This is a genomic window from Pseudomonas sp. H1h (genome assembly GCF_000633255.1).
Classification (GTDB): domain Bacteria; phylum Pseudomonadota; class Gammaproteobacteria; order Pseudomonadales; family Pseudomonadaceae; genus Aquipseudomonas.
Window position 1 is genome coordinate 100,058 of record NZ_AYMJ01000029.1, and the last position, 26,162, is coordinate 126,219.

19 protein-coding genes and 2 riboswitches are annotated in these 26,162 nt (G+C 61.4%); of the genes, 7 read left to right on the plus strand and 12 right to left on the minus strand.

From position 1 onward, the window contains the following. Positions 1-2 precede the first annotated feature (2 nt). The 6 genes from U862_RS0122760 to U862_RS0122785 all read right to left on the minus strand — a co-directional run bounded on the left by U862_RS0122760 (position 3) and on the right by U862_RS0122785 (position 4,361). Entirely contained in the window at positions 3-767 is a 765-nt protein-coding gene (locus U862_RS0122760) for an IclR family transcriptional regulator (RefSeq protein WP_025112523.1), read from the minus strand. 146 nt (positions 768-913) lie between these two features. Beyond that, positions 914-1,303, minus strand: a complete 390-nt coding sequence (locus U862_RS0122765) for a RidA family protein (RefSeq protein ID WP_025112524.1) — start codon at positions 1,301-1,303, stop codon at positions 914-916. Positions 1,304-1,332: 29 nt separating this feature from the next. Further along, the gene (locus U862_RS0122770) at positions 1,333-2,130 is read right to left on the minus strand and encodes an amino acid ABC transporter ATP-binding protein (protein ID WP_025112525.1); all 798 of its coding nucleotides are present in this window, start codon (positions 2,128-2,130) and stop codon (positions 1,333-1,335) included. Next, positions 2,127-2,789, minus strand: coding sequence for an amino acid ABC transporter permease (locus U862_RS0122775; protein ID WP_025112526.1), 663 nt, complete (start codon positions 2,787-2,789; stop codon positions 2,127-2,129). The genes U862_RS0122770 and U862_RS0122775 overlap by 4 nt, the downstream gene beginning before the upstream one ends. Before the next feature lie 9 nt (positions 2,790-2,798). Further along, entirely contained in the window at positions 2,799-3,461 is a 663-nt protein-coding gene (locus U862_RS0122780; RefSeq protein WP_003225455.1) for an amino acid ABC transporter permease, read from the minus strand. 51 nt (positions 3,462-3,512) lie between these two features. Then, the gene (locus tag U862_RS0122785) at positions 3,513-4,361 is read right to left on the minus strand and encodes a transporter substrate-binding domain-containing protein (RefSeq protein WP_025112527.1); all 849 of its coding nucleotides are present in this window, start codon (positions 4,359-4,361) and stop codon (positions 3,513-3,515) included. A gap of 337 nt (positions 4,362-4,698) precedes the next feature. Between U862_RS0122785 and U862_RS0122790 the strand changes: the two genes are divergently transcribed. From U862_RS0122790 to U862_RS0122815, 6 genes are all read left to right on the plus strand, one after another. Beyond that, entirely contained in the window at positions 4,699-5,130 is a 432-nt protein-coding gene (locus U862_RS0122790; RefSeq protein ID WP_025112528.1) for a co-chaperone YbbN, read from the plus strand. 176 nt (positions 5,131-5,306) lie between these two features. Further along, entirely contained in the window at positions 5,307-6,461 is a 1,155-nt protein-coding gene (gene wecB, locus U862_RS0122795) for a non-hydrolyzing UDP-N-acetylglucosamine 2-epimerase (RefSeq protein WP_025112529.1), read from the plus strand. Beyond that, complete coding sequence (nrfB, locus tag U862_RS0122800; RefSeq protein WP_025112530.1) at positions 6,458-8,632, plus strand: cyclic di-3',5'-guanylate-activated glycosyltransferase NrfB; 2,175 nt, start codon at positions 6,458-6,460, stop codon at positions 8,630-8,632. Before wecB ends, nrfB begins: the two co-directional genes overlap by 4 nt. Beyond that, positions 8,629-11,790 (plus strand): hypothetical protein, encoded by a 3,162-nt coding sequence (locus tag U862_RS0122805; protein WP_025112531.1) that lies wholly within the window; start codon positions 8,629-8,631, stop codon positions 11,788-11,790. Before nrfB ends, U862_RS0122805 begins: the two co-directional genes overlap by 4 nt. Then, on the plus strand, positions 11,790-12,668 hold the full coding sequence (locus U862_RS0122810; protein WP_025112532.1) for a DUF4434 family protein: 879 nt from the start codon (positions 11,790-11,792) through the stop codon (positions 12,666-12,668). Before U862_RS0122805 ends, U862_RS0122810 begins: the two co-directional genes overlap by 1 nt. Further along, a complete protein-coding gene (locus U862_RS0122815; RefSeq protein ID WP_025112533.1) occupies positions 12,652-13,728 on the plus strand; it encodes a GGDEF domain-containing protein in 1,077 nt (358 codons plus the stop codon). The genes U862_RS0122810 and U862_RS0122815 overlap by 17 nt, the downstream gene beginning before the upstream one ends. A 105-nt stretch (positions 13,729-13,833) precedes the next feature. Here the strand turns inward: U862_RS0122815 and U862_RS0122820 are convergent, their stop codons facing one another. From U862_RS0122820 to cobW, 6 genes are all read right to left on the minus strand, one after another. Next, complete coding sequence (locus U862_RS0122820; RefSeq protein WP_025112534.1) at positions 13,834-15,393, minus strand: TerC family protein; 1,560 nt, start codon at positions 15,391-15,393, stop codon at positions 13,834-13,836. A 414-nt stretch (positions 15,394-15,807) separates the two neighbouring features. Next, positions 15,808-17,454, minus strand: coding sequence for a phospholipase D-like domain-containing protein (locus U862_RS0122825; protein ID WP_025112535.1), 1,647 nt, complete (start codon positions 17,452-17,454; stop codon positions 15,808-15,810). A 172-nt stretch (positions 17,455-17,626) separates the two neighbouring features. Continuing rightward, positions 17,627-18,262 carry a VWA domain-containing protein gene (locus U862_RS0122830; RefSeq protein ID WP_029977795.1) on the minus strand — a complete coding sequence of 212 codons (636 nt, stop codon included), beginning with the start codon at positions 18,260-18,262 and terminating at the stop codon, positions 17,627-17,629. A gap of 23 nt (positions 18,263-18,285) precedes the next feature. Then, complete coding sequence (locus U862_RS0122835) at positions 18,286-19,284, minus strand: ATP-binding protein (RefSeq protein ID WP_025112537.1); 999 nt, start codon at positions 19,282-19,284, stop codon at positions 18,286-18,288. Between the two features lie 166 nt (positions 19,285-19,450). Beyond that, positions 19,451-23,299, minus strand: coding sequence for a cobaltochelatase subunit CobN (gene cobN / locus U862_RS0122840; RefSeq protein WP_025112538.1), 3,849 nt, complete (start codon positions 23,297-23,299; stop codon positions 19,451-19,453). Positions 23,300-23,302: 3 nt separating this feature from the next. After that, the gene (gene cobW / locus U862_RS0122845) at positions 23,303-24,373 is read right to left on the minus strand and encodes a cobalamin biosynthesis protein CobW (protein ID WP_025112539.1); all 1,071 of its coding nucleotides are present in this window, start codon (positions 24,371-24,373) and stop codon (positions 23,303-23,305) included. Positions 24,374-24,470: 97 nt separating this feature from the next. Beyond that, positions 24,471-24,682: riboswitch (cobalamin riboswitch) on the minus strand. A gap of 930 nt (positions 24,683-25,612) precedes the next feature. Next, positions 25,613-25,835: riboswitch (cobalamin riboswitch) on the plus strand. A gap of 121 nt (positions 25,836-25,956) precedes the next feature. Between cobW and U862_RS0122855 the strand changes: the two genes are divergently transcribed. Further along, complete coding sequence (locus U862_RS0122855; RefSeq protein WP_003225486.1) at positions 25,957-26,154, plus strand: CbtB domain-containing protein; 198 nt, start codon at positions 25,957-25,959, stop codon at positions 26,152-26,154. Positions 26,155-26,162: the final 8 nt, after the last annotated feature.

Sequence of the window (26,162 nt, forward strand, 5' to 3'; positions counted from 1 at the left end):
GGTTATTCGTTGATCCGCCGGGCGAGGCTGTTGGCGCTCTCGATCAGAACCCGGCGATAGTCGTTGTAATTGTTCTTCGCATCAGCCCGTGGAGCAACGATGCACAGGGTGCAGATGGCCACGCCGCCGGGGTCTTTGACCGGGGCGGCGAAACAATGGGTGAAGGTGTCGGCAACACTGTCGAAGGAGAAGAAGCCATCGATGCCGGCCTGACGGATTTCCGCCAGAAAGCGTTCCAGCGGCAGGCGTTCGCCATCGGGCAGGATGTAGTCGTCTTCGTCGATCAGGTCGATGATCTGCTGGTCACTCAGGTGCGCCAGCAGCAGGCGCCCCGAGGCCGTCCACGGGATCGGCGCGTTTTCGCCAATGTCAGAAGAAATACGAAAATGCCGCTCTCCCTCCTTCATCAATGCCACCGTGTATTTGCGCCCGTTGAGCAGGCACATCTGCGCGGTCTCCCGGGTCTGGCTGACGATTTCCTGCAAGGCCTGATCGGCCTCGCGACTGAGGTCGAAATGGCGCAAGTGCGCCTGCCCGAGGAAATACAACTGGCGACCGAGATAGACGTGACCGTCCTTGCCCACCGGCTCCAGAATCCGCCGTTCGAGCAGCGAGGCAACCAGCTCGTAGACCGTGGATTTCGGACCGCCGATGCCATTGGCGATGTCGTTCGGACGCAACGGCTGGCCGATTTCCTTGAGGAAATCGAGGATATCGAACGCCCGGTCCAGACCGCGGGCCCGGCGTTTGATGGTGTCTTCGGTCATGTCTTCAGTTCCCAATGAATGTGCCGGGAGTTTACCGAGAGTGCGGTGTCGACGGTTAGATCGCTTTCGCGAGCAGGCTCGCCCCCACATTTGGAACGCAATCCCCTGTGGGAGCGAGCCTGCTCGCGAAGAATTCGGCGCAAATCTCAGGCCTTCTTCTTGTACGCGATGCAGTCGATCTCGACCTTGCAGTCGACCATCATGCTCGCCTGCACGCAGGCTCGCGCCGGTGCGTGCTCAGGCTTGAAGTACTCGCCGAAGACCTTGTTGAAACTGCTGAAATCCCGCGGATCGTCCAGCCACACCCCGGCGCGCACCACATCTTCCAGGCCATAACCCGCCTCTTCGAGAATCGCGATCAGGTTTTTCATGGTCTGGTGGGTCTGTTCGACGATGCCGCCAGCGATAATCTCGCCATCCACTGCCGGCACCTGACCGGACACGTGCAGCCAGCCATCCGCTTCAACGGCGCGGGCGAATGGGCGTGGCTGGCCACCAGCGGCGGTGCTGCCGGTGCCAAAACGGGTAATGCTCATGGGTACTTCTCCTGATTACAAACCTGAAGTTAAAACCGCGTGCTCTTGAGAAACTCAGCCAGCCGCGGTGATTGCGGGCGTTCGAACAGCTGCTTGGGAGGCCCTTGCTCTTCGATCCGCCCCTGATTCATGAAAACGATCTTGTCCGAGACCTCGAAGGCGAATCGCATCTCGTGGGTCACCAGCAACATGGTCATGCCGTCCTCGGCCAGGCCCTTGATCACGTTCAGCACTTCGCCGACCAGTTCCGGGTCGAGGGCCGAGGTGACCTCATCGAAGAGCATCAGGCTCGGGTTCATCGCGATCGCCCGGGCGATCGCCACCCGCTGTTGCTGACCACCGGACAACTGACCGGGAAAGTGATTGCGCCGTTCCAGCAGGCCGACCCGCTCCAGCCATTTTTCGGCCAGCACCACGGCTTCGTCCTTGTGCATTTTCTTCACCTTGAGCAGGCCCAGGGTGACGTTCTGCAACGCCGTCAGGTGCGGAAACAGGTTGAATTGCTGGAAGGCCATGCCGGTCATTGCGCGATGGCGGGCGATGACTTTTTCCGCGTGGCGCAGGCGCTTGCCACCGACTTCGTCATAACCGATGGATTCGCCGTCGAGCAGAATCTGCCCGCCCTGGAACTCTTCGAGCATGTTCACGCAGCGCAGCAGCGTGGTTTTGCCCGAGCCGCTGGAGCCGATCAGCGTCACGACATTGCCGCGCTGCATGCTCAGGTCGACGCCCTTGAGCACTTCGACCGCGCCGTACTGTTTGTGCAGGCCACGAATGTCCAGCAGTGGCTGGCCGTTTTCAACGGTGGAAACTTGAGCTTGAGTCATGGCAGGGCCACCCGCTTTTCAATGTGCCGGCCGAGTAATTCGATGCCGTAGTTGATGACAAAAAACAGAAAACCGGCGAACAGATAGAACTCCAGAGTCATGAAGGTCCGGGCGATGATCTGTTGCGTGCTGAGCAGCAATTCGGCCACGCCGATCACCGAAAGCAAGGTCGAGGCCTTGACGATTTCGGTGGACGAGTTGACCCAGGTTGGCAGGATCTGCCGCAACGCTTGTGGCAGCAGCACGTAGCCAAGGGATTGATAAAACGTCAGGCCGATCGCCTTGCTTGCCTCCATCTGCCCGCGCGGCAGTGCCTGCAGGGCTCCGCGCACAATCTCGGCAACGTGCGAGCCGCAGAACAGCGTCAGGCCCAACGCTCCTGCCTGAAACGCGCTGATCTGCCAGCCCAGCGCAGGCGCCATATAGAAGCAAGCCAGCACCAGCACAAACACTGGTGTGCCGCGAATCAGATCGACGTAAAAGCGGAACGGCGCGCGCATCCAGAACTTGCCGTACGTCAGCACCAGACCGGTGACAACACCCAGCAACGTGCCAAACAGAATCGCCAGCGCCGACACCTGCACACTGGTCAGAAACCCTTGCAGCAACGTCTCGCGTGCCACCCACAACTCATGCAACCAACTGGGGGATTGGTACATCACAGCCTCCTATCGGCGGATCGCCAGACGCTGCTCGAGGTAACGCAGCAGCATGGCAATGAGGTAACAGGCCGCGACATACAACGCCGTGGTCACCAGCCAGGTTTCGATCACTCGGTAGCTCTCGACGTTGATCTTGCGCGCGTAATAGGTCAGTTCCGGCACCGCAATCGCGGCAGCCAGCGAGGTGTCCTTGAACAGCGAGATGAAGTTGTTCGACAGCGCGGGCAACACGTTGCGCAACATCACCGGCACCGTGACATAGGCCTTGACCTGCCATTCACCAAGACCGATCGCCAGCCCCGCTTCACGCTGGCCCTTGGGGATGCTCAGCAAGCCGCCACGGAACACTTCGGTCAGATAGGCCCCGGCATACAGTGACAACGTGATGATGAACGACGGGATCTTGTCCAGACGGATCCCCAGACTCGGCAAGGCAAAGTAGATCAACAGAATCAACACCAGAATCGGCGTGTTACGGACCACCGTGACGTACACCGAGGCCAGCACCCGCAAGGCGCGATGCTTCGACAGCAAGGCAAACGCCATCAGCAGGCCGATCACGCAACCGATGGCGATCGACACCAGCGCCAGTTCAAGGCCCAGACCGAGCCCCGCCAGCAAGGTGTCGAAATCGCGCCATACGGCGGCAAAGTTCAACTGATAGTTCATGGTCAGCATTACCTTGAGCGGGGCGATTCGAGTCGCCCCACTCTCACGGGATCATTTGAATTCGACAGGGAAACCGATCGCCGGCGACGGCAGATCGACACCGAACCATTGCTTGAACGATGCGGCGTAGGTCGGGAACTCGACGCCGGTCATGGCCTCATGCAGGGTGGTGTTGACGAAGTTCAGCCAGTCCTGATCGCCGCGCTTGACTGCGCAGGCGTAGGTCTGCGGGCTCCAGGCGTAGGTCGGGCTGCGGTAGCGGCCAGGGTTCTGCACCATCAGGTACTTGACCGACGACTGATCAGTGGCAGCGGTATCGGCGCGGCCGGAGTTCACCGCCTGGTACATCAGGTCGACGCTGTCGTACTGATCGACCTTGGCCTTGGGCAACGCCTGATGCACCAGTTCTTCGGCATAGACGTTTTGCAGCACGGCCACGGTGACGCTGTCGCCGGCAGCCTGCAGGTCCTCGATTTCCTTGTACTTGCTGTTGGCCGGCAGCAGCAGGCCGACGCCTTCGCGGTAGTACGGCAAGGTGAACGCCACTTGCTGCGCACGGCTCGCGGTGACGGTGATGAACTGGCAGCTCATGTCGACCTTGTCGGTCAGCAGATTGGGAATCCGCGCATCGGACGACTGCACCACGAACTCGACTTTGTTCGGATCATTGAACAGACCTTTGGCCACCATCCTGGCGATGTCGATATCAAAACCCTGCAACTTGCCGTCAGCGCCCTGAAAGTGCCAAGGCGCATTGGTGCTGCCGGTACCCACAATCAGCTTCCCACGGACCAGAACACTGTCGAGTTTGCTGTCGGCTGCCTGGGCCATGCCCATGACAGCGGACGAAGCCGCAAAAACAAAAACACACGCTTTGAACAACGAAGGACGGCGATGCATGGCAAGCACTCCAGGATGATGTTTATTCCGTTATACCGGAACACGGTTTGTTACTACGGAATAGACAGCAGAAAGTGTGCCACAGGAATCAGGTGGAATCTGTAGTGGTTTGAAATGTTTTTGGAATCAACAAGATGCCCAACAATGTTGGACGGGCGTAACCAGCAGTGAGTTTTCTCAGGCGCTACCGAGGGCTACACCGATCGAGTACTGGGGCCACATTTGAGTGCGCGCTCACCGAAAAGACGCACGGTCTACTGTCAACTCTGACAGTAGAGGAAAGTCACCCATGGGATTAGCGTCAGCAACGCGTACTGCGCTTTTCAAGGAGGTTCCCATGCGTTCGACATCTCGCCTTTCAGACCTTCCGCCCACCTACCGCAAAGCCCTGAAAACCTGGCGCCCGGTGATCCTGTACTTCGCCAACGAATACTGCCCCGCCTGCGAATGGGCCGGACCGGTGTTTCGTGAGGTTGCCGAGCCGTATCGGCTGCGGGCGAACATTTACATGCTCGACACGCGCCAGTCACCGCGCCATCCGCTGGTCACCGGCACGCCCACGGTGTTGTTCTACAAGAACGGCAAGCTGATCAAGAAGCTCAAAGGCATCGGCACGCCAGAAACATTAAGTGATGATTTCGCCAGGCACATCGGCAAGACCAAGGCGCCGGCCGCCACCCGCCAGCCACGGCACGATATGGCCTGGTTGCGCCGCACCCTGTGCACACTCTGCACCCTCCCTCGCACACGTCAGCGGAACTTTTGCTGAAAGTGCCACCTAAGAGCCATCAACCGATGGCACTTTCGTTCCAAATCATCGGTAACACACAAGCCTCAGGCCGGATTGGACAAGCTCCCATCTGGCTGCTTTTCTTTATTTCTCAGTAAGAGAACACACGCTCGCGGCAGTTGTGCCCAAGCGTTGCCATGTCCCAGGAGGGGTCAATGTCGTTTAAAGTCATGATGGTTTTCGGTACTCGTCCGGAGGCCATCAAAATGGCCCCGTTAGCCCGGGTTCTGCGTCAGAGGCCTGACATCCAACTGAACATCTGCTCCACCGGCCAGCATCGGGAGATGCTCACCCAGGTGCTCGATGCCTTCGAACTGGCGGTCGACGAAGACCTGCAAGTGATGACTCAGGGCCAGACCATCAACGGCCTCTCGCAACATCTGCTGGCACAACTCGACCAGGCCTATGACCGGGTCAAACCGGATATCGTGCTGGTACACGGCGACACCACCACCAGCTTCATCGCCGCCCTTGCCGCGTTCAATCGTCAATTGCCGATCGGTCACGTCGAAGCCGGGTTGCGCACCGGCAACTTGCGCGCGCCCTGGCCGGAAGAGGCCAATCGGCGCCTCACCGGAGTGATCGCCGACCTGCATTTCGCTCCCACATCCAAAACAGCCGCCAATCTACTGCGCGAAGGTGTCCCCGAGGACAACATCGAAATCACCGGCAACACCGTGATCGATGCCTTGCTGTGGATGCGTGATCATCAGCAGAAAACCGCTTGGCAGCCAGCAGCTGATTCACCATTGGCAGCCCTCGATGAACAGCGCCGGATGATTTTGATCACCAGCCATCGCCGGGAAAACATCGGCGATGGCTTCCGCAACATCTGTCAGGCGCTGGCCGAACTGGCCGAGCGTTATCCCGACGTCCAGTTCGTTTACCCGGTACACCTCAACCCGCTGGTGCAGGAGGTGGTGTACGGCACTCTTTCGGACAAACCCAACATCTATCTGATCGCACCGCAGGACTACCCTAGCTTCGTGTGGCTGATGAGCCGTGCGCATTTCATCCTCACCGATTCCGGGGGCGTGCAGGAAGAAGCGCCGGCCATCGGCAAACCGCTGCTGGTGCTGCGTGACGTCACGGAGCGGCCGTCCGTGCTGGAGAGTGGCACCATGCTGCTGGTGGGGACCGACAAGGCGCGTATTGTCGAGGAGTCCAGCCGGCTGCTGGATGACGCAGACACCTACACCCGTATGAGCCGCGTGCACTTCCCTTATGGCGACGGCCACGCCAGCGAATTGATTGCCACCCGCCTCCACGCCTGGTTGAGCGCACGCTCGGCGGCGGGTACCGGGGTATGAGTCTGGGTTGGGTCGACTTCTTTGCGTACGTGCTGTTTGCTCTTAAATATGTGGCGATTGCTCTCGCCCTGTTGATGTTCATCCTCGGCCTCGATGACCTGTTCATCGACCTGGTCTACTGGTCCCGCAAACTGATCCGGCGCTGGCGGATCTACGAGAAATTCGAGCGCGCCGACGAAGAGCGCCTCTACAGCATTCCCGAGAAGCCACTGGCAATCATGGTACCGGCATGGAATGAAGTCGGTGTGGTCGGCGAAATGGCCCGTCTGGCCGCCTCGACCATCGATTACGAGAACTATCAGATTTTCGTCGGCACCTACCCCAACGACGCCGAAACCCAGGCTGACGTCGACGCGGTCTGTCAGCACTACCCCAACGTGCACAAAGTGGTCTGCGCCCGCCCTGGCCCGACCAGCAAGGCCGACTGCCTGAACAACATCATCGACGCGATCCTGCGCTTTGAAAGCGAGGCGAAAATCCAGTTTGCCGGTTTCATCCTGCATGACGCCGAGGACGTGATTTCGCCGATGGAGTTGCGCCTCTACAACTACCTGCTGCCGAACAAGGATCTGATCCAGATTCCGGTCTACCCCTATGCGCCGGAGTGGAAAGGCTTCACCGCCGGGCACTATGTCGACGAGTTCGCCGAGAACCACGGCAAGGACGTCATCGTGCGCGAAGCGCTGACCGGCCAGGTGCCGAGCGCCGGTGTCGGCACCTGCTTCAGTCGCAAGGCCATCAGCGCCCTGCTCGAAGACGGCGATGGCATCGCCTTCGATGTGCAGAGTCTCACCGAAGATTACGACATCGGTTTCCGTCTCAAGCAGAAAGGCATGAAATGCATCTTTGCCCGCTATTCGGTCAGCGATCCGAAACTGGCACTGGAGCAGCCTTGGGTGTTCGGCATGAACCGCGAGTTCTCCCAGGTGATCTGCGTGCGCGAGCACTTTCCTCGCGACTTGCAACACGCGATCCGCCAGAAATCACGCTGGATCGTCGGCATCGTATTCCAGGGCACCAAGAACCTTGGCTGGAGCCGCAAGGGCTTGCTCAACTACTTCCTGTGGCGTGACCGGCGCGGCCTGATCGCCTACATGCTGAGTTTCCTCGTCAACCTGCTGTTCGTGGTTCTCATCGCGATGTGGCTGGTCACGGTGATTTCGCCCGAATCGTGGCGTTATCCATCGATCCTCTCTGACAGCTCGCTGCTCTCGGTTCTGCTCTGGCTCAACGGCTTCATGCTGCTCAACCGGCTGTTCCAGCGTGGCTGGTTCGTCACCCGCTATTACGGTCTGGTGGAAGGCCTGCTCTCGGCACCCCGCATGATGTGGAGCAACTTCGTCAACTTCTTCGCCAACCTGCGCGCGCTGCGCCAGGTCATGGAGATGGGCGACTCGCGGCGCGTGGCATGGGACAAGACCACCCATGAATTTCCAGCATTGACCAAGGCGCAACGGACGCCGCTGGGCCACCGTCTGGTGGAAAAAGGCCTGCTTACCGAAGAACAGCTGGAAGCGGCGATCACCAGCCCGGTGCGTCGGCGCCTGGGTCGCGAACTGCTACTGCGTGAGTACATCAACAGTACCCAACTCGTACAGGAACTGGCCGAACAACTGGAGCTGGAATGGGCTCCGCTTAATCCGTTCAAGCTCGACAAGCGCCTGATCGACGCAGTGCCGCGCCGGGTCGCTTCGCACTACGGCGTGCTACCGGTTGCCGAGGAAGGCGACACGTTGGTGCTGGCCTCCGAAGGCCCGGTCAGTCAGGTATCGCTAGGCGCGATCAGTCGCCAGCTGAAACGCCCGGTGCGTTGCCGACTGGCACCGCAGGGCCGCGTGACATTGGGGATTCGCTACTGGTACGCCAGCCCCCGGCAAAGTGAGGAAGTGCGACATATGCTGCAAGTGCTCGAGCGTCATCAGGACGATGAGGCCCTGCTGGAACGCGTCAGCCGCCATCAGGTACTGCTCGGCAACCTGCTGCAAGTGCGCGGCATGGTGCCGCCGACCCTGTTCAATCAGGCACTGATCGATTTCGATGCGGAACAGATGTCCCTCGGCGAGCACCTGATTTCCCGCGGCATGATCACTCAGCAAGTGCTCCAGCAAGCCCTGGCCGATCAGGCCAGCGAACAACAAGCGGCTTACCGCATCGTCCGGGAGGTCGCATGAAACCTGTACATCGTCATACCTTGTTGATGGGCAGCCTGCTGCTCGGCCTGAGCACCGCCTACCCGCTGCAAGCTGCGCCGCTGAGCGACTTTGAACAGTTCCGCAGCTATCCGTACATGGACCGCAGCTACCGCGAGGCGAGAAAAGGCAACTGGAAAGAAGTCGAGCGGCTGATGCGCCACCTGCTGGAAAAGGTTCCGAAGAACGATGAAGCACGGGCTTTGCTGGTGGAATCCCTGGCCAAGCAACGACGTTACAAAGACGCCGTCGAAGCCTTGCCGGCCAACGACAGCGAAGCCACGCTGGACTTGCGCTTGACCTGGATCGAACAGGATCCGCCGAGCAGCACTCAGGTTGAACAGTGGATGGCAGGCAGCGACCTCAATGACCGCGTGCGCCTGTGGCAGGCCTACAGCCTGAGCCTGGCCAAGTTCGGCGGTGCGGCCAAGGCCCACGACTGGCTGGCACATCTGGCCCCCAAGGGCGATGACAATATCTTGCGTCTGGCCCGCGCCAACTGGTCCGAGCAATTGCGTGACTGGAGCGGCACCATCGACCAACTGGCCCCGCTCGCGGCGCGCAAGCAACTGGATGCCGAGGGCTGGCAACGCCTGGCCAATGCCTATGTGCAGCGCCTGGACGAAAAGCCGCTGCAGCAACTGCTGCAACAGGCGCCCAGTCCTGACGCCGCACGCAAGGTGCGTCTGGCGATGGTCGATCGCGCCATCGCCATGGGACACGATCAACAGGCTCAGCGCTGGCTGCAGTCACTGCCTGCAGAAGATCTGGCAGATCCGGCCCAGCGCCAGCGGCTGTGGGAACTGGCACGCCAGACCGACGATGTACCCAGCGTGCAACGCCTGAGCAACGACCTGCAGCGCCCCTGCCTGGAAACCGTCGACTGGTTGTCGCGTCACGATCCGGAAGCAGCGTTGAAACAACTGCGCGGCTGCCAGCCCAGTGATGATCCCCAAGCGTGGCTGGTACTCGCCCAGCGCCTGCAAGCTACCGACCTGCTGCAAAGCACAACCTTGCCGCCGCCGTGGGAAAGCCGTCGACAGGCACAACTGCTCGACGTCTGGCAGGAGCAGGGTCAGAGCAGCAAAGTCATGGTCTGGCTCGCGGGGCAGCAGCAGACCCCGGCGGTAGTCAAACGCCGCGCGCAACTCGCCCAGTCCATGGGCCGCCACACCGAAGAACAGACACTGTGGGAATACCACTACCGTCAGACCGGCGATCTGGCGTCGCTGAATCAGGCCAGTTTCCTGGCGCTCAACAGCGGCGATCGTGCGCACGCACAGGAACTGCTGGAAAACGCCTATGACCGCGTCGGCGGGCGCCTGCCTGCCACGGCGCTCCAACGCCTGGCCGGCCTCTACGCGTCAGCCAAAGATACGACACCCGCACAACAGCGGCGGATGGCGTCACTGATCAGCCATATCGACGGCGCCACTCGTGGCCAACTGCTTGCGCAACTGGCGGAAAACGGCCAGTGCGAGGCTGTTCAACAAGCGATTGGCAGCCATCCGCAAGCCGCTGGGGACTATCGTGCGCTGGGTCGGTGTGCCATGCCGGATCGTCCCGGTGAAGCGGTGATTTATTACCAGCAAGCGGAAAAACTCGGTGACCGAAGCAGCCGCTTGCCACTGGCCTATGCCCTGGAAGCGGCAGGTGACTCCGCGGGTGCCTTGGCGATCTGGCGCAGCCTCCCTGCTGCCGAGCTCAGCGACAACGCTCGACTGACTGCCAGCCGCAGCGCGCTGAATGCCGGTAACAGCCAGATCGCCGAACGCTATTGGCAACAAAGCACAACCCGCGGCGCCAACGAATGGGCGCTCGGCGCGGCCATTGCCGATGCCCGTGGCGATCATGCCCAGGCCTTGCAACGCCAGCGTCAGGCGTTGCAACAAGCGCCGGACGCCGGACATTTCTATACCGCTTCCGTCACTGCGCAAAAGGCCGGCGACCTGGCGCAGAGCAACGTCTGGCTGGCGGAGGCGGTACGCCGCGATCCGAATAACCCGCGTTACCGCGCTGATTACGGCATGCGCCTGTCCGGCGCGCCCACTCGCGAAGAGCGCGCCCGCGCCATTGCGTATCTGCAGCAAGCCACCCGGGATTTCCCCGAGGACTATCGTCTGGGCGAAACCCTCGCCTGGCGCTATGACGAAGTCGAAGACAGCGCCTCGGCACGCAAGGAACTGCGTCGGGTCATTGATCTGGAACAGAACCCGGTGGCCGCCGACGACGAAGACGGAAGCATGGAAGCCCGGCGCTACCGTCAGCGTCGAGCCCACGAAACCTTGTCCCGGCGTGACAGCTTCACCATTGCCAGTACCTGGTCGCCTGCAGGGGTGTCCACCAACGATTTCCTGCGCGACGACGACAGCAAAGGCTCGCGTCGCAGCGCCAACTCGCAGAACGTGCAGGTGGCGATGTGGGATCACGCCCTGGGTGAAGAACCGAGCCGCGCCGGCAGCACGCTGTCGGTCTACGGGCGGGTGCTGCTCGGTGGTCAAAGTCGCTCCAGCTACGCTGAATCCGCTGCGGCAGGCGTCGGCCTGCGGTACAAACCGTGGAGTACGCAGAACATCAACCTTTACGCCGAGATCTACAAGCAGAGCCAGTTCGATGATCAGGACAACCATGGCCTGAGCCTGGGGCAGATGATCAACCCGCACAAACTCTCGGACCAGCTCGACGATCATCGCCAGGACGGCCACACCACCACCGACTACCTGCTGCGCGCCACGGCCTCGTTCCTCGATCAGGGCAAGTACCGCAACGACTGGCGGGTGGATGAAAGCGACTGGGACGAACGCTTCCTCTATCTGGATGCCGCGTGGTGGACCAAGGCCGGCGATCACCAGTGGCTGTCGCGTTTCCAGCAAGGTCATGCGTGGAAACTGCCGTCCAGCGCCGCGCAGACGATCATGCCATACGGCTTCCTCGAATTTGCCAGTCAGGACCCGAGCAACGACTGGCGCCAGGACCTGCGCACCGGGATCGGCCTGCGCTGGCAATGGTGGTACGACGAGGATCGCTACAACGCTTACCGCTCGAAGTTGACGGTGCGCACCGAATACCAGCAGTCGCTGGGCGGCAATCTGTATGAAGGCGGCAACGGTGTGCTGCTGGGCGTGGAGTGGAACTTCTGATGGCGCGCTGGATAATGTTTTTCTGCCTGTTGCTGGGCGCCGTCGTCGTACGGGCCGACGAGCGCGTGTTCTATCAACCGCTGAATGTCGACGCCAGTCTCACTCAGGCACAGTGGCAGCAGATCTGGCAGGACACCGCCCGACAAGGCACCCGGACGCTGATCGTGCAGTGGACAGCTTACGGAGATTCGGACTTTGGCGGCGCCGACGGCTGGCTCGCCAACAGCCTGAAACTGGCGCAACAACAAGGCCTGCAACTGGTCCTGGGGCTGAGGATGGATCCGGCTTACTACCAGCGCATCGATGAACTGGACAGCGCCGGCCTCGGCACTTACTGGCAGGCGCAACTGGGACAAGCGCTGGGTCAGCAGCAAAAGTTGCGCAAGGACTGGAAACTGCCGGTCAGTGGCTGGTACCTGCCGCTGGAACTGGATGACTTCCATTTCGTCGCGGCAGATCGCCGAGCCACGCTGCAGCGTCAGCTCAAGGATTTTGCCGGCAAGCTTGATGCACCGTTGCACATCAGTGCCTTCAGCGCCGGCAAACTTGCCCCCAGCGTCAATGGGCAATGGCTGGGCGAACTGAGCGCTGCGGGCATTCAGGTGTGGTGGCAGGACGGCGCAGGCACGGGCAAGTTGTCACCACTGGTGCGCAATGGTTATGCGAGTGCCCTGCCCTGCTCCGTGGGTATCGTGCGCGAGGCGTTCCGGCAGGTCAGTGCCGAAGGCCAGCCGTTTCGTGCCGAGCCTGCGCGGCCCGATGTGACACCTGCCGGCTGTCACAACAGCGCTGTGTTTTCCCTGCGTTACCGCCCTTGGGGCCGGGTGATTCTCGACAACCAGCACAGGCATCAGGTTGGCGATGTACAAAACCATTGAAGAGCAAGTGCTGAAGAAAACCGCGCCCGCCGCCATATGGAACGAGTTCATCCAGCATGAGTTCGAACGGTTGCACTCGTTCTGCGTACTGATCTATATCGCCAGCATTAGTGTCTGGGTGGCGTTCGACCTGATCGTCAGCTTCCTCGCCGGCCAGGGCTTTACCTGGCTGTCGATGGTGTTCATGACGGCATTCGCGATTCTGACGCTGGTGCTGCTGTTCACCCGCAAGGCGAGGCACTTCAACGTGTTGAACCTGTTGTTTGTCGCGACCATCACATTGGGCATTCGCCTGATAGTCGACGGGCTGCCGCCAACTTTCCATGGCGTCTGGCTGGTGCTGGCCGCCGCCAGCACGCTGTACAGCGCTTCGGTGCTGCCACTGAGTCGCTGGTCGTTTTTCGCCGCACAGGCAATCACTTGGCTGGTACTCAATCCGTTCATCCATACCGGAGTCGATCTGTTCGAGCTCAAAGGGGTGATGACCATTTGCTACAGCGTGTTTCTCTGCTCACTGACCATCTACACCTTTCTCAAACTGCGCGAGGCCAAGCTCTACAACTACATCATGTCCAGACTGTTGCTGGATCAGGCCTACAACGACACGCTGACCGAAATCCCCAACCGTCGATCATTCATGACGGTGGCGCAAAAACACCTGCAAGCCGTCCCTCGCGAGCACGACCATTATCTGGCGATGATCGACATCGATAACTTCAAGAAGGTGAATGATGTGTACGGTCACGACATCGGCGATGAAGTGCTGAAACGCGTGGCAGCGGACATAAAAACGGTGATGGTGCAGCACGAATTCGCGCGGCTGGGTGGCGAGGAATTCGCGATTTACCTGGCGGGCGTGCGGCGCGAGGATGTCGAAGCACTGGCGGGTGAATTGTGCCGGGTGGTTCGCGACCAACCGACGCAGCACCCGGTCACGATCAGCATCGGTGTGACGCGGGTGGAGGATGGCGATACGTTGAATCAGGCCCTGGTCAAGGCGGATGACGCGCTGTATGAGTCAAAGCACGCGGGGAAGGATCGCTTTACTTTCCATCAGTGATTTTTGCAGCGCCGGACAGATTGCATTCGCGAGCAGGCTCGCTCCCACACTGGCGTGCGTTGCACCTGTGGGGGCGAGCCTGCTCGCGAAGGGGGCGCACACGGATTACACGGCGTCGCGCACCAGCAACACCCGCGTCACCCGCCGTTCTTCCACCGCCACCACCGTCATCTGCCAGCCTTCGTACTGCAGGCGATCGCCCTTCATCGGCAAGCGGTCCAGCAGGCTCATCACCAACCCGGCCAGGGTCTGGTAGTCCTCGGTCGGCTGCGCACCAAACCCCGTGCGTTCCCGCACACGCATCAGGTTCAGCGCGCCGCTGACCACGAACCCGCCTTGCTCTTCGATCACGTCCGGGCCTTCGATTTCGCTGGCATCGGGTAATTCGCCAGCAATCGACTCGAGGATGTCGGTCATGGTCAACACGCCGACAAAGTCACCAAACTCATTGACCACGAAGGCGATGTGGGTCGAGGCCGCGCGCATCTGTTCCAGCGCATTGAGGATCGAATAGCTGTCGAGCAGGTTGATGGTCTTGCGCGCCAGGTGTTCCAGGTTCGGCTCATTGCCGGCCAGATACTCCTTGAGCAGCTCCTTCTTGTGCACGAAGCCCAGCGGTTCATCCACCGCGCCGTGGCGAATCAACGGCAAGCGCGAGTAGGACGAATGCATCAGGCGCGTGCGAATCGCTTCGGCGTCGTCCGCCAGATCAATGGTGTCGACGTCGGCGCGCACGGTCATCAGGTTGCGAATCGGGCGCTCGGCCAGTTGCAGCACGCCGCTGATCATCACCCGCTCGCGACGGTCGAACAGCTCCGCGCCTGGCGCTTGACCATCGTCCAGCAAGTCGGAAATCTCCTCGCCGACTTCTTCCACCGCCAACTTGCGGCCACCCAACAAGCGCATCACCGCATGGGCCGTGCGCTCACGCATCGGGCGCAAGCCCTGCATCGAGCGCTTGCGACGGGCTCGCGCGATCTGGTTGAACACTTCGATCAGAATCGAGAAACCAATCGCCGCGTACAGATAGCCTTTCGGGATGTGGAAGCCCAGGCCTTCGGCCGTCAGCGCGAAACCGATCATCATCAGGAAGCCCAGACACAACATGATCACCGTCGGGTGCGCATTGACGAAGCGGGTCAGCGGCTTGCTTGCGACGATCATCAGGCCGATGGAAATGATCACCGCGATCATCATCACCGCCAGTTCATCAACCATGCCGACCGCCGTGATCACCGCGTCCAGCGAAAACACGGCGTCGAGCACCACGATCTGCGCCACGATTGGCCAGAACAGCGCATAAGCGGCGTTGGTCGAGCGCTGGCCGACGTGGCCCTCAAGCCGTTCGTGCAGCTCCATGGTGGCCTTGAACAACAGGAACACACCACCGAACAGCATGATCAGGTCTCGACCGGAGAAGCTCTTGCCGAACACCTCGAACAACGGCTGCGTGAGGGTCACCAGCCAGGAAATACTCGCCAACAGGCCCAGGCGCATGATCAAGGCCAGCGACAAGCCGATGATCCGCGCGCGGTCGCGCTGATGCGGCGGCAGTTTGTCCGCCAGAATCGCGATGAACACCAGGTTGTCGATACCCAGCACCAGTTCCAGCACAATCAGGGTCAACAAGCCTAACCAGGCCGTGGGATCCGCTAACCATTCCATAAAATGTCTCGATCTCTCTTCAGTGAATTCAGGCTGCCGGACACGGCAAAGCGCAACGCGAAGGCTCTGAAGCCGCGTTGACAACGATAGTCGGGAGTCGGAAGACCGGATGCTGCGAGTGAGTCAAGACCGCGCGATGGCGCGAGGAGAAGGTACGACTGGGAGGCTCCGAGAGGGTGTTCATGTAAATCCTGAATGAAAAATGGCCTTGGAGCGTACAGGCTCAAGGCACATTTTCTACAGCGGCAAATCATTTCAAAATCTGTAAGAACACAAAGAAAAGCGTTTCCTGATGGCCCTTTCGCGAGCAAGCCCGCTCTCACAGGGATTATTTGTCGGACACCGGTTCCGGGTTCACTGAAGATCCAATGTGGGAGCGGGCTTGCTCGCGAAGAGGCCATCAAACGCGCAACATCAACGCCCGGCAAAACGCAACCGCGACAACTGCCGCAAATCCCCCTCGACGTAGTAGTCATGGGTCCAACTATCATCCACCGCCAGCGGACTCACCTGTTTCAGTTCAAGCTTCTTCGCGAAATAGCGAAAGCGGTAATGCTCATAGAACCGGAGCAATTCCAGACCATAGCGGTCGGCCAGATCAGTGTCGCCACGAATGATAAGGAAGTTCTCGTCATTGCCATTGCTGGCCGAGGTGCTGAGGTTGTGGCTGCCGCTGATGATGGTCGGCGCGTCTGTGGTGAAGTCGGTAATCACGGCTTTGGTGTGCACCAGCAGGTTGCCCTTCTGGCCTTTCATGTTTTCCTTCAGCCAGCCTTCCAGCCCGGTGTTGAGCAAAGCCGTGGCGGCGAATTCGGCCGTACGGTCTGCGTGAAACCCCGTGATGCTGCTCGCGGTGTTTTGCAGGCCGTAACGCAGGATGTCGTCATGGGGCTTGCCGAGCAGCGCGTTGAGAATCGCGTCCGGCAAGGTAAACGCAGTGACGAACAACACGTCCTTTTTAGCCGCCTCGATGATCTCGACGAATTCGCGCAGGTCGGCGCCACCGCTGCGTGGCGAGAACCCGGCGAACAACGGTTGCGTGGGGTCAATGGGGTTGTTGGCAGTGATCCAGGTGCGCGTCGCGCCGACATCGGCGGGATTTGCCCAGACCTCTTCGAACGTTTGCAGATAACGCGCGGCGATCGTCCCGTCGTCGAGGGTGTGCACCACGTTGGCTTGGCGATACACACCATTGGCGGTGAAATTGGTGCTGCCGCACAACACGGCCTGCGGTTGCCGCTGCCCGGCAGCATCGACGCGGCTGAGGACAATGAACTTGTCGTGGAAGATCTCGTGGGTGATTCGACCGCGCTTGTTCGCTGCCGGCAATCTCGCCAGGTTGGTTTCGTTCAGTGCCGTATCGGCGTCATCCGGTCGGGCGTGATACAGCACACGCACTTGAACGCCTCGGGCGAACGCCGCGTTCACCGCATCGATGATCGCCTGCAACTGGTACTCGTAGATCGCGATATCCAGCGCCCACTGAGCGTCCACCGCACGCTCGATATAACCCAGCAAACGCTCCAACAGCCCGTTCTCCAGCCACAGGCGCGCTGCGTCGGGCCACGCTTCAATGGGCAGGTTCTTGTTGGCGCTGATCTGCGCGTCGAGGTCGGGGAACTTGCGCTGGAAGGCCTGGCTGGCGGCCACGGCACGATTGAAGATCACGCTCTGGTTGGCTGGGTGGCCATCGTCGGACGTGATGCTCAGCTCCAGCGACTCGCCCAATTGCGGCGCGTCCGCCGTGCCGTAGGCCAGGTGCACGCGATAGTGCAAGGTTGTGCCCGGGTTGACTGCGTAATCGGCCCAGCGGAATTTCTGCAGCGGCGCTTTATCGCTGGGCGTGGCGTGATATTGGGGAAAAGTGTGGGCCATGCCGGGAAACGTCAGGCTGTTGAACAGGAACTGCCACGGCTTGTCGCCCTGCTGCTTCTCGATGGCAAAGCCGAGCAAGCCTTTGCGTCGGGGCTCGGCCAGATCCATGGCGAGCAACACGCCGTTGGTGCCGGCGTAGGCTTTGACGCGAAAATCGTCCTGAGGATTGGCGACCAGTACCCGCATGATTCACTCCTTGTGATTGGGCTGGAGTGGAGCATAGAGCAGCGCTGCGAATTGTGGTTGGCAGATCTGCAACCGAGTGAACCTCTTCGCGAGCAGGCTCGCTCCCACAGGGGAAGCGGTGTTCAGCAACCTTATGGGAGCGAGCCTGCTCGCGAAGAGGCCCGTTCAGGCATCACAGATCATCGATATGCCGATACTGCGCATTCAGCGCCGCCGCAATTTGCCGCGCTCGGGCCAAGCGGATCGGCCCACGCTCAATGTCGATCAACAACCCCGGGCACTCCAGCGGCAGCAGCGGCGGCAAGGCTTTCAGGCGCCCGTCCGTGACCAGCAGCAATCGCTGCTGCTCGGCAGGAAAACGCTTTTTCCGCTGCGCCAGCCATTGCTGCGCCTGCGTCAACGCTGCCACCAACGGCGTGCCGCCGCCCGCCCCCAGCGCTTCCAGCCAGGTGCGCAAGCCACTCGACGCCTTCAAGCCCTGTACCTGCCATTTCGGCGCACTGCCGCTGGCAGTCAGTAATGCCAGACGGGCGCGCTGTCGATAGGCATCATCGAACAGTTGCGCGAGCAAGCCCTTGGCATCGCTCAGTGCCTGATGACGACGAGTCGATGCCGACGCATCGACGATCACCAGCCACAGCTCATGGGCCGAACGGGTGCGTAACTGGAACTGCAGATCTGCCCGAGTCTGCGGCCGACCGCTGAGCAACGTACCTGGCCAGTTCACCGAGCCACTGCGCGCGGCGTGGCGCTGACCCTGGCGTCCGTGGTCGAGTCGTCCGGCGCGGGGTCTGGCATTCGCCCCCACGTCGGATCGGGGACGAATGCCGGTTACTTTTTTGGCCAGCTCGGCACTTCACGGCGCGCACCGGTGGCCAGTGCCGGGGCAGGCATGTCACCCCACTGCCCCTGCCCTTCGCTCGGCCCGGCCTGCGCATGGGTCGAGTGCTGCGCAGGGGGCTGAGGGCTGGACGAAGGCGATTCACGACGGCGATGACGCAGCGCGAATTCTGCCACCGCGTCGATGTCCTGCTCGGCAATCGCGTCAGCACCGCGCCACGCCGTGTGGGCCCGGGCAGCACGCAGCCAGACCAGATCGGCACGCAAGCCATCAACACCGGCAGCAAAGCAACGTTCGGTGATCAGCGCCAAGGCGTCGTCGTCCAGGGGAATGCCCGGCAAGGCACTGCGCGCGTGTTCGCAACGCTCACGCAGGGTTTGCTGCTGCGTTTCCCACTGCGCGCAGAACGCTTGTGGATCGCTGTCGAAATCCAGTCGGCGACGAATGATCTGCCCGCGTTCGGCCGGTACCGTGTGACCGCTGAGAGCGACGTTCAGGCCGAAACGGTCGAGCAGTTGCGGACGCAATTCGCCCTCTTCCGGGTTCATTGTGCCAATCAACACGAATCGGGCCGAATGCCGATGAGAAATACCGTCGCGTTCAATCAGGTTGGTGCCGCTGGCCGCCACATCGAGCAGCAGATCCACCAGATGGTCGGGCAGCAGGTTCACTTCATCGACGTACAACACGCCGCCATCGGCCTTGGCCAGCACACCGGGGGAAAACTGCGCGCGCCCTTCACTCAACGCGGCGTCAAGATCGAGCGTGCCGACCAGACGCTCTTCGGTGGCGCCCAGCGGCAGCGTGACGAACTGACCGCTCGCCAGCAGATCGGCCAGACCACGGGCCAGGGTCGATTTGGCCATGCCACGCGGACCTTCGATCAGCACGCCACCGATTTTCGGGTCGATGGCGGTGAGGCACAGAGCGAGTTTCAGGTCATCGGCGCCGACCACGGCGGAGAGCGGGAAATGCAGGGTGTCGGTCATCTTCAATACTCAGTCATGGTCGGTGATCTATCGAAAAACATTGGGCGCTAACCTGATCCCCTGTGGGGGCGGGCTTGCTCGCGAAAGCGGTGTATCAGTAAAAGGTATATCGACTGACACGACGCCTTCGCGAGCAAGCCCGCTCCCACAGTTGATTTACAGCGCATCAGGTGTCTTCTTCTATATCCAGCAGCAGGTTTTCGAGGGCCTCTTTATAGGCGCCGGGTTCCTGCCACATTCCGCGCTGTTGCGCTTCCAGCATGCGCTCGGTCATGTCGCGCAGCGCATGCGGATTGTGCTCGCGGACAAAGTCGCGGGTCGCCGGGTCGAGCAAATAGGCGTCGGCCAGCAACGCATACTGATGATCGTCGATCAGTTGCGTGGTGGCATCGAAGGCGAACAGGTTATCGACCGTCGCAGCCAGTTCGAACGCGCCTTTATAGCCGTGGCGCTTGACCCCGTCGATCCATTTCGGATTGGCCGCCCGCGAGCGGATCACCCGATTCAGTTCTTCTTTCAGGGTGCGGATTTTCGGCAGATCCGGCTGGCTGTGATCGCCGTGATAACTGGCCGCCGCTTCTCCGCGCAGGGTTTCCACCGCCGCGAGCATGCCGCCCTGGAACTGGTAATAGTCGTTGGAATCGAGCAAGTCATGCTCGCGATTGTCCTGGTTTTGCAGCACAGCCTGCACCTGGCTCAGGCGCTGGACGAACTGCTCGCGGGCGGCGGTGCCCTCGTCGGACCCACCGTATGCGTAGGCACCCCAATTCAGATAGACCTCGGCCAGATCCTCGCGGCTCTGCCACAGACGTCCATCGATGGCGCCCTGCACACCCGCGCCGTACGCTCCGGGTTTAGCGCCGAAGATCCGCCAACCGGCCTGGCGCCGCGCCGCGTCTTCATCCAGCCCCGATTGCAGCAGAGCCTCGCGCTCGGCACGCACTTTCGCCGCCAGCGGGTTGAGATCGTCGGGTTCGTCCAGTGCTGCCACCGCTTGCACGGCCGCGTCGAACAGGCGGATCAGGTTGGCAAAGGCATCGCGGAAGAACCCGGAGACCCGCAACGTCACATCGACCCGTGGCCGGTCCAGCAGACTCAGCGGCAGAATTTCAAAGTCATCAACGCGCTGACTGCCGGTAGCCCACACCGGACGCACGCCCATCAGCGCCATGGCCTGGGCGATGTCGTCGCCGCCGGTGCGCATGGTCGCGGTGCCCCACACCGACAGGCCGAGCTGGCGCAGGTGATCGCCGTGATCCTGCAGGTGCCGTTCGAGAATCAGCGTGGCGGACTGAAAACCGATGCGCCACGCGGTGGTGGTCGGCAGGTTGCGCACGTCCACCGAGTAGAAGTTGCGCCCGGTGGGCAGCACGTCGAGACGGCCACGGCTCGGCGCGCCGCTTGGGCCGGCAGGGACGAAGCGGCCGTTCAGCGCATCGAGCAAGCCACGCATTTCGGCGGGGCCGCAGGCGTCGAGACGCGGGGCGACGACTTCGCGCAGGTTCTCAATGATTACGCTGACTTCAGCCCAACGCGGATCCTGTCGGAGTGAGCCTGCTCGCGATGGCGGTGGGTCAGATAAATCAATGTCGGCTGAAACACCGCTTTCGCGAGCAGGCTCGCTCCCACAGGGGATTTGGAGTGCCTGGGCGATCAGTTGGGTGGCGAACAGTTCGAGGCGTTCGCGGGTATCGCCGGCGCTGCGCCAGATTTCATCGCTGACGTTTTGCAGCGCCTGCGGACGCGGGCCATTCCACGGCTCGGCCAACGCACAATCCAGCGGATCAAACCCCAGCTCAAAGGCTTTCGCCACAGCCCGCAGCAAACTCGACTGTGCGCCCTTGCCGTCGCCACGCGGAATGCGCAGCAGCGCCAGCAACGTGTCGATCCGCAAACGTCCGGTCGGTGACTCACCGAAAATGTGCAGGCCATCGCGAATCTGCGATTCCTTGAGGTCACACAGATAGGTGTCCAGCCGCGGTAGCCAGATCGCTGCGTCGGCGTCGCTGTCCAGGCCGGCGTCGAGTTGCAGTTCACGGTCGATCTGCGTCTCGCGCACCAGTTGCAGGATGTCGCGCTGCAGCTCGCGGGCGCGGCGCGGGTCGAGCAATTGGGCTTCGTAATATTCGTCGGCCAACAGTTCCAGATTGCGCAGCGGGCCGTAGGTTTCGGCACGGGTCAGCGGCGGCATCAGGTGGTCGATGATCACCGCTTGCGTGCGTCGTTTGGCCTGTGCGCCCTCACCCGGGTCATTGACGATAAACGGATAGATGTTCGGCAGCGGCCCGAGCAGCACGTCCGGCCAGCAGTTTTGCGAAAGGCCGACGCCCTTGCCCGGCAGCCATTCGAGGTTACCGTGCTTGCCGACGTGAATCACCGCGTGCGCGCCGTAGGTGTTGCGCAGCCAGAAGTAGAACGCCAGATAGCCGTGGGGCGGCACCAGATCCGGGTCGTGATACACCGCACTCGGATCGACCTGATAACCGCGCGCCGGTTGAATGCCGACAAAGGTCAGGCCAAAGCGCAGACCGGCGATCATCATCCGCCCGTCACGGCACATCGGATCGTCTTGCGGAGCGCCCCAACGTTCCAGCACTGCCGCACGATTGGCTTGCGGCAGTGCATTGAACATCGCCAGATAAGCGTCCATCGCCAGGCTTTGCTGGCACGGGCGCAAATCGATGCTGTCGAGGTCGTTGCTGACGCCACCGAGCAATTGCTGGATCAGCGCAGTGCCGCTGTCCGGCAACTGAGCCGTCAGCGGAAAGCCTTCAGCCTGCAACGCACGCAAGATATTCAAAGCCGCGGCCGGGGTGTCGAGGCCGACACCGTTGCCGATACGACCGTCGCGGGTCGGGTAGTTGGCGAGGATCAGTGCGATGCGTTTTTCCGCGTTCGGCACCCGCGCCAGATCGCTCCAGCGCCGGGCCAGTTCGGCGACGAAATCCATGCGCTCCGGTTGCGCCCGGTAGCAGACCACGTCGGACTGACTGCGCTCACTGCGCCAGGCCAGATCCTTGAAGCTGATCGGTCGGCTGATGATGCGCCCGTCGAGTTCCGGCAAGGCGATGTGCATCGCCAGATCGCGCGGGCCGAGGCCTTGCTCGCTGTCGCGCCAGCCAGGCTCGTTGTCCTGCGCGCAGATCGCCTGAATCACCGGAATATTGCGCCGGAACGGCCGCAGATGTGGGGCTTCCGGGCTGGATTGCGCGAACCCGGTGGTGTTGAGAATCACCGCCGCCTCGACCTCGTCCAGCCAATCCTCGACCACGCTCAGGCAGCCCGGCTCTTTCAGGCTGGCAACCGCGATTGGCAGCGGATTGAGCCCCGCCGCCTGCAAGCGCTGGCAGAACACATCGATGAACGCAGTGTTGGCCGCCTGCAAATGCGAGCGATAAAACAACACCGCCGCGACCGGTTGACCGGGCAGCCATTCGGCTTGCCAGTCGCACAGCACAGCGGAGTTTTTCTGTGGCTGGTAAATCGCCGTACGCGGCAGCGCTTGCGGCTCGTCCCAGGCGTAGTCCCGCGCCAGCCAGCGGTTGGCCAGGCAATGGAAGAAGTCCAGCGCATTGCCCATGCCGCCCTGACGCAGGAACTGCCAGAGGCGGTCGCGATCCTCGGCGGGCACGGTGCTCAAGTCGCTGAGTTCAGGGTCGGGACGGTCATCGCCCGGCACCAGAATCACCTGCACACCGCGCTCAGCCAGCTCCACCAGCCGCTCGACGCCATAACGCCAATAGGCAATGCCGCCGTGCAACGAAATCAGGATCACCTTGGCGTGACGCAGCACCTCATCGACATACAGATCGACCGAAGCGTGATTCTGCACCTGCATGGGATTGGCCAGGCGCAGACTCGGGTAGTCTTCGGGCAATTGCTGCGCAGCTTCGGCGAGCAGCGCCAGGCTGGAATCGCCGCTGCACAGGATCACCAGCTCGGCGGGGGTTTGTCCAAGGTCGGCAATATTGTCATCCGACACGAAACCGCCGGGCTGGGTCCTGAGCAGGTGCATGGCTTAAACGCTGAGCGCGGCGCGCAGTTGCGCTTCGAGTTGCGCGGCGTCGAGTTCCTGGCCGATCAGCACCAGGCGCGTGACGCGCGCTTCATCGGTGCCCCACTGACGGTCGAAGTGCTTGTCGAAACGCGTGCCCACGCCTTGAATCAGCAGGCGCATCGGCTTGTTCGGGATCGCCGCGAAGCCTTTGACGCGCAGAATGCCGTGCTGAACCACCAGTTGCGTCAGTGCGTCGAGCAGCAAGCTTTCATCGGCCTGCGGCAGTTCGATGGAGATCGAATCGAAAGCGTCATGATCGTGGTCATCGTGGTCGTCATCACCGTCGTGGTGGTGATCGTGATGGCTGTGGCGGCTGTCGATGTGCTCTTCGGAACCCGCGCCAAGGCCAATCAACACGTCCAGTGGCAGACGGCCGTTGCTGGCTTCGATGATTTTCACCGCTGGCGGCAGCTCTTCAGCGACTTCCAGACGTACGCGAGCGAGGTCTTCAGGGCTGGTCTGGTCGGCCTTGTTAAGGATCACCAGATCGGCGCTGGCCAGTTGGTCGGCGAACAGTTCGTGCAGCGGCGACTCGTGATCGAGGTTCGGGTCGAGTTTGCGCTGGGCATCGACCTGATCCGGAAACGCGGCGAAGGTGCCCGCAGCCACCGCCGGGCTGTCGACCACGGTAATCACCGCGTCAACGGTGCAGGCACTGCGGATTTCCGGCCACTGGAAAGCTTGGACCAGCGGTTTCGGCAGGGCCAGACCGGAGGTTTCGATCAGGATGTGGTCGAGATCACCGCGACGGGCGACCAGTTCGCGCATCACCGGGAAGAATTCTTCCTGCACCGTGCAGCACAGGCAGCCGTTGGCCAGTTCGTAGACGCGGCCGGTGGCTTCTTCTTCGGTGCAGCCGATGGTGCATTGCTTGAGGATTTCACCGTCGATGCCCAGTTCGCCGAACTCGTTGACGATCACCGCGATGCGGCGGCCCTGAGCGTTGTCGAGCATGTGTCGCAGCAAGGTGGTTTTGCCCGAGCCGAGGAAACCGGTGACGATGGTGACAGGGAGTTTGGCCAGTGTTTTCATCGGATGCCCTTTGGCAAGGTGGCGGGCATACGGGACGAGATCCGCTGCGACCGAGCGCGCGGAAGAATTCGCCACCGGATCACCCCGCCCGGTTGTAGTGAGAAATCTGTCACGATGCAGGTCTCCTGGCTGACGGTGTTCAGGCTTTGGGCCTGGCATTCGCTGCGCCTTCCCGCTGGCTCTGGATTGAGTTGGCAGTGGCGTGGCAGCGAACAGCACCGTTCACAGTTGCGGGGGCAGCCGCGGCTTGGACCGCGTTCCCTTCTTAGCTTCGGTGTGGGCCGAAGAACCTCGAAAGCGCAAGGCTACGCATGGTGTGGGGATGGGTCAATGTTTGGATTGGGGGCATATCCGTTGTTGCGGTAACGGCCTCTAATGGTTCCGCCCTTACGGCGGGTCACTTTTGACAAACGCCTCAAAAGTAACCAAAAAGTCTTGCCCCGGCGTACGGCACTTCGCTGAGGCTCAGTGTTCCCTCGCTACGGTGCCCATCAGGGGGCATCGCCTACGGTTTGCTTCGCTGCACCTCCTCTCGATGTATGCGGCTTCGCCGCATGGCGCTGCGCGCCTCCCCCCTGATGGACACCTTCGCTCGGCCTGCCGATGGGGCTTTGAGATCAAAGGCAACATCAAAAGCCAGATCCAGATCCAGATCCAGATCCAGATCCAGATCCAGATCCAGATCAAAAGATCACAGCCTTCGGCAGTTCCCACAGGGGATTAGGTGTGTTCAGTTGGAATTAGTTGGTTGGCGGACCGCCTTCGCGAGCAAGCCCGCTCCCACAGTGGGATCGGGTGTGCTCAGTTAAAGATTGGTCGGCCGTGAGGCCGCCATCGCTGGCAGGCCAGCTCCCACAATTTTAATTCGTGCCCCCCATGCGGCGAAGCCGCCCCACTCAACACGATGAGCGTTAGCTCGAGTAAATCTTTTGATCTCAAGGCCCGTCGGCAGGCTGAGTGGAGGGATTGATCCGGGGGTGGGAGCGCAGCGACCGTTTGGCGCAGCCAGACACATCGAGAGGAGGTGCAGCGAAGCAAACCGTAGGCGATGCCCCCGGATCAATCCCGGAGCGAAGGAACCCGAGCCTAGGCGAGGGCCGAACGTCAGGGCATAGACCTTTTGGTTGCTTTTGGGGCGTTTGCCAAAAGTGACCCGCCGTCAGGGCGGAACCCTAAGCGGCCGTTGCCGCAGCACCGGATCCACCCACAAAATTGACTAAATTCCCCAACCCATGGTCTCCTACACAACTTGTTACGGGTGCCCTTCACAGGGTGAAACGGGAAACCGGTGAATCATGTGCTTTACTCAAGCCCATGTCAGTCCGGTGCTGCCCCCGCAACGGTAAGCGAGCGAAGCGTCAGATCCACTGTGCCAGTACGGCATGGGAAGGTGATGCTTGCAGGTCGGCCTGACGCCAACCCCTCGTGAGCCCGGAGACCGGCCCGCAACACACAGTGCGCATTGTGCGTCGCTGAACATAACAAACCCGCGGTGGGCGGGCGCTGTTCGAACCTCTGCGTGCCCGACTCGCAGGGGTCTTCATGCGCTCTATTCACCCGCTGACACTCCAGAGGGAAGCGCCATGTCGATCATCAGCAGCACCGGCAGCAACACCGATAAAATCTCCAGCACCGCCACGTTGAGCCAACGCCTGACTGCGGCGATCTTTGCCTCGATCCTGGGTGCCAGCCTCGTCTACTTCGCCGGTTTCTCGCACATCGAAGCGGTGCACAACGCCGCCCACGATACCCGCCACAGCGCCGCGTTTCCGTGCCACTGAGACCTTTC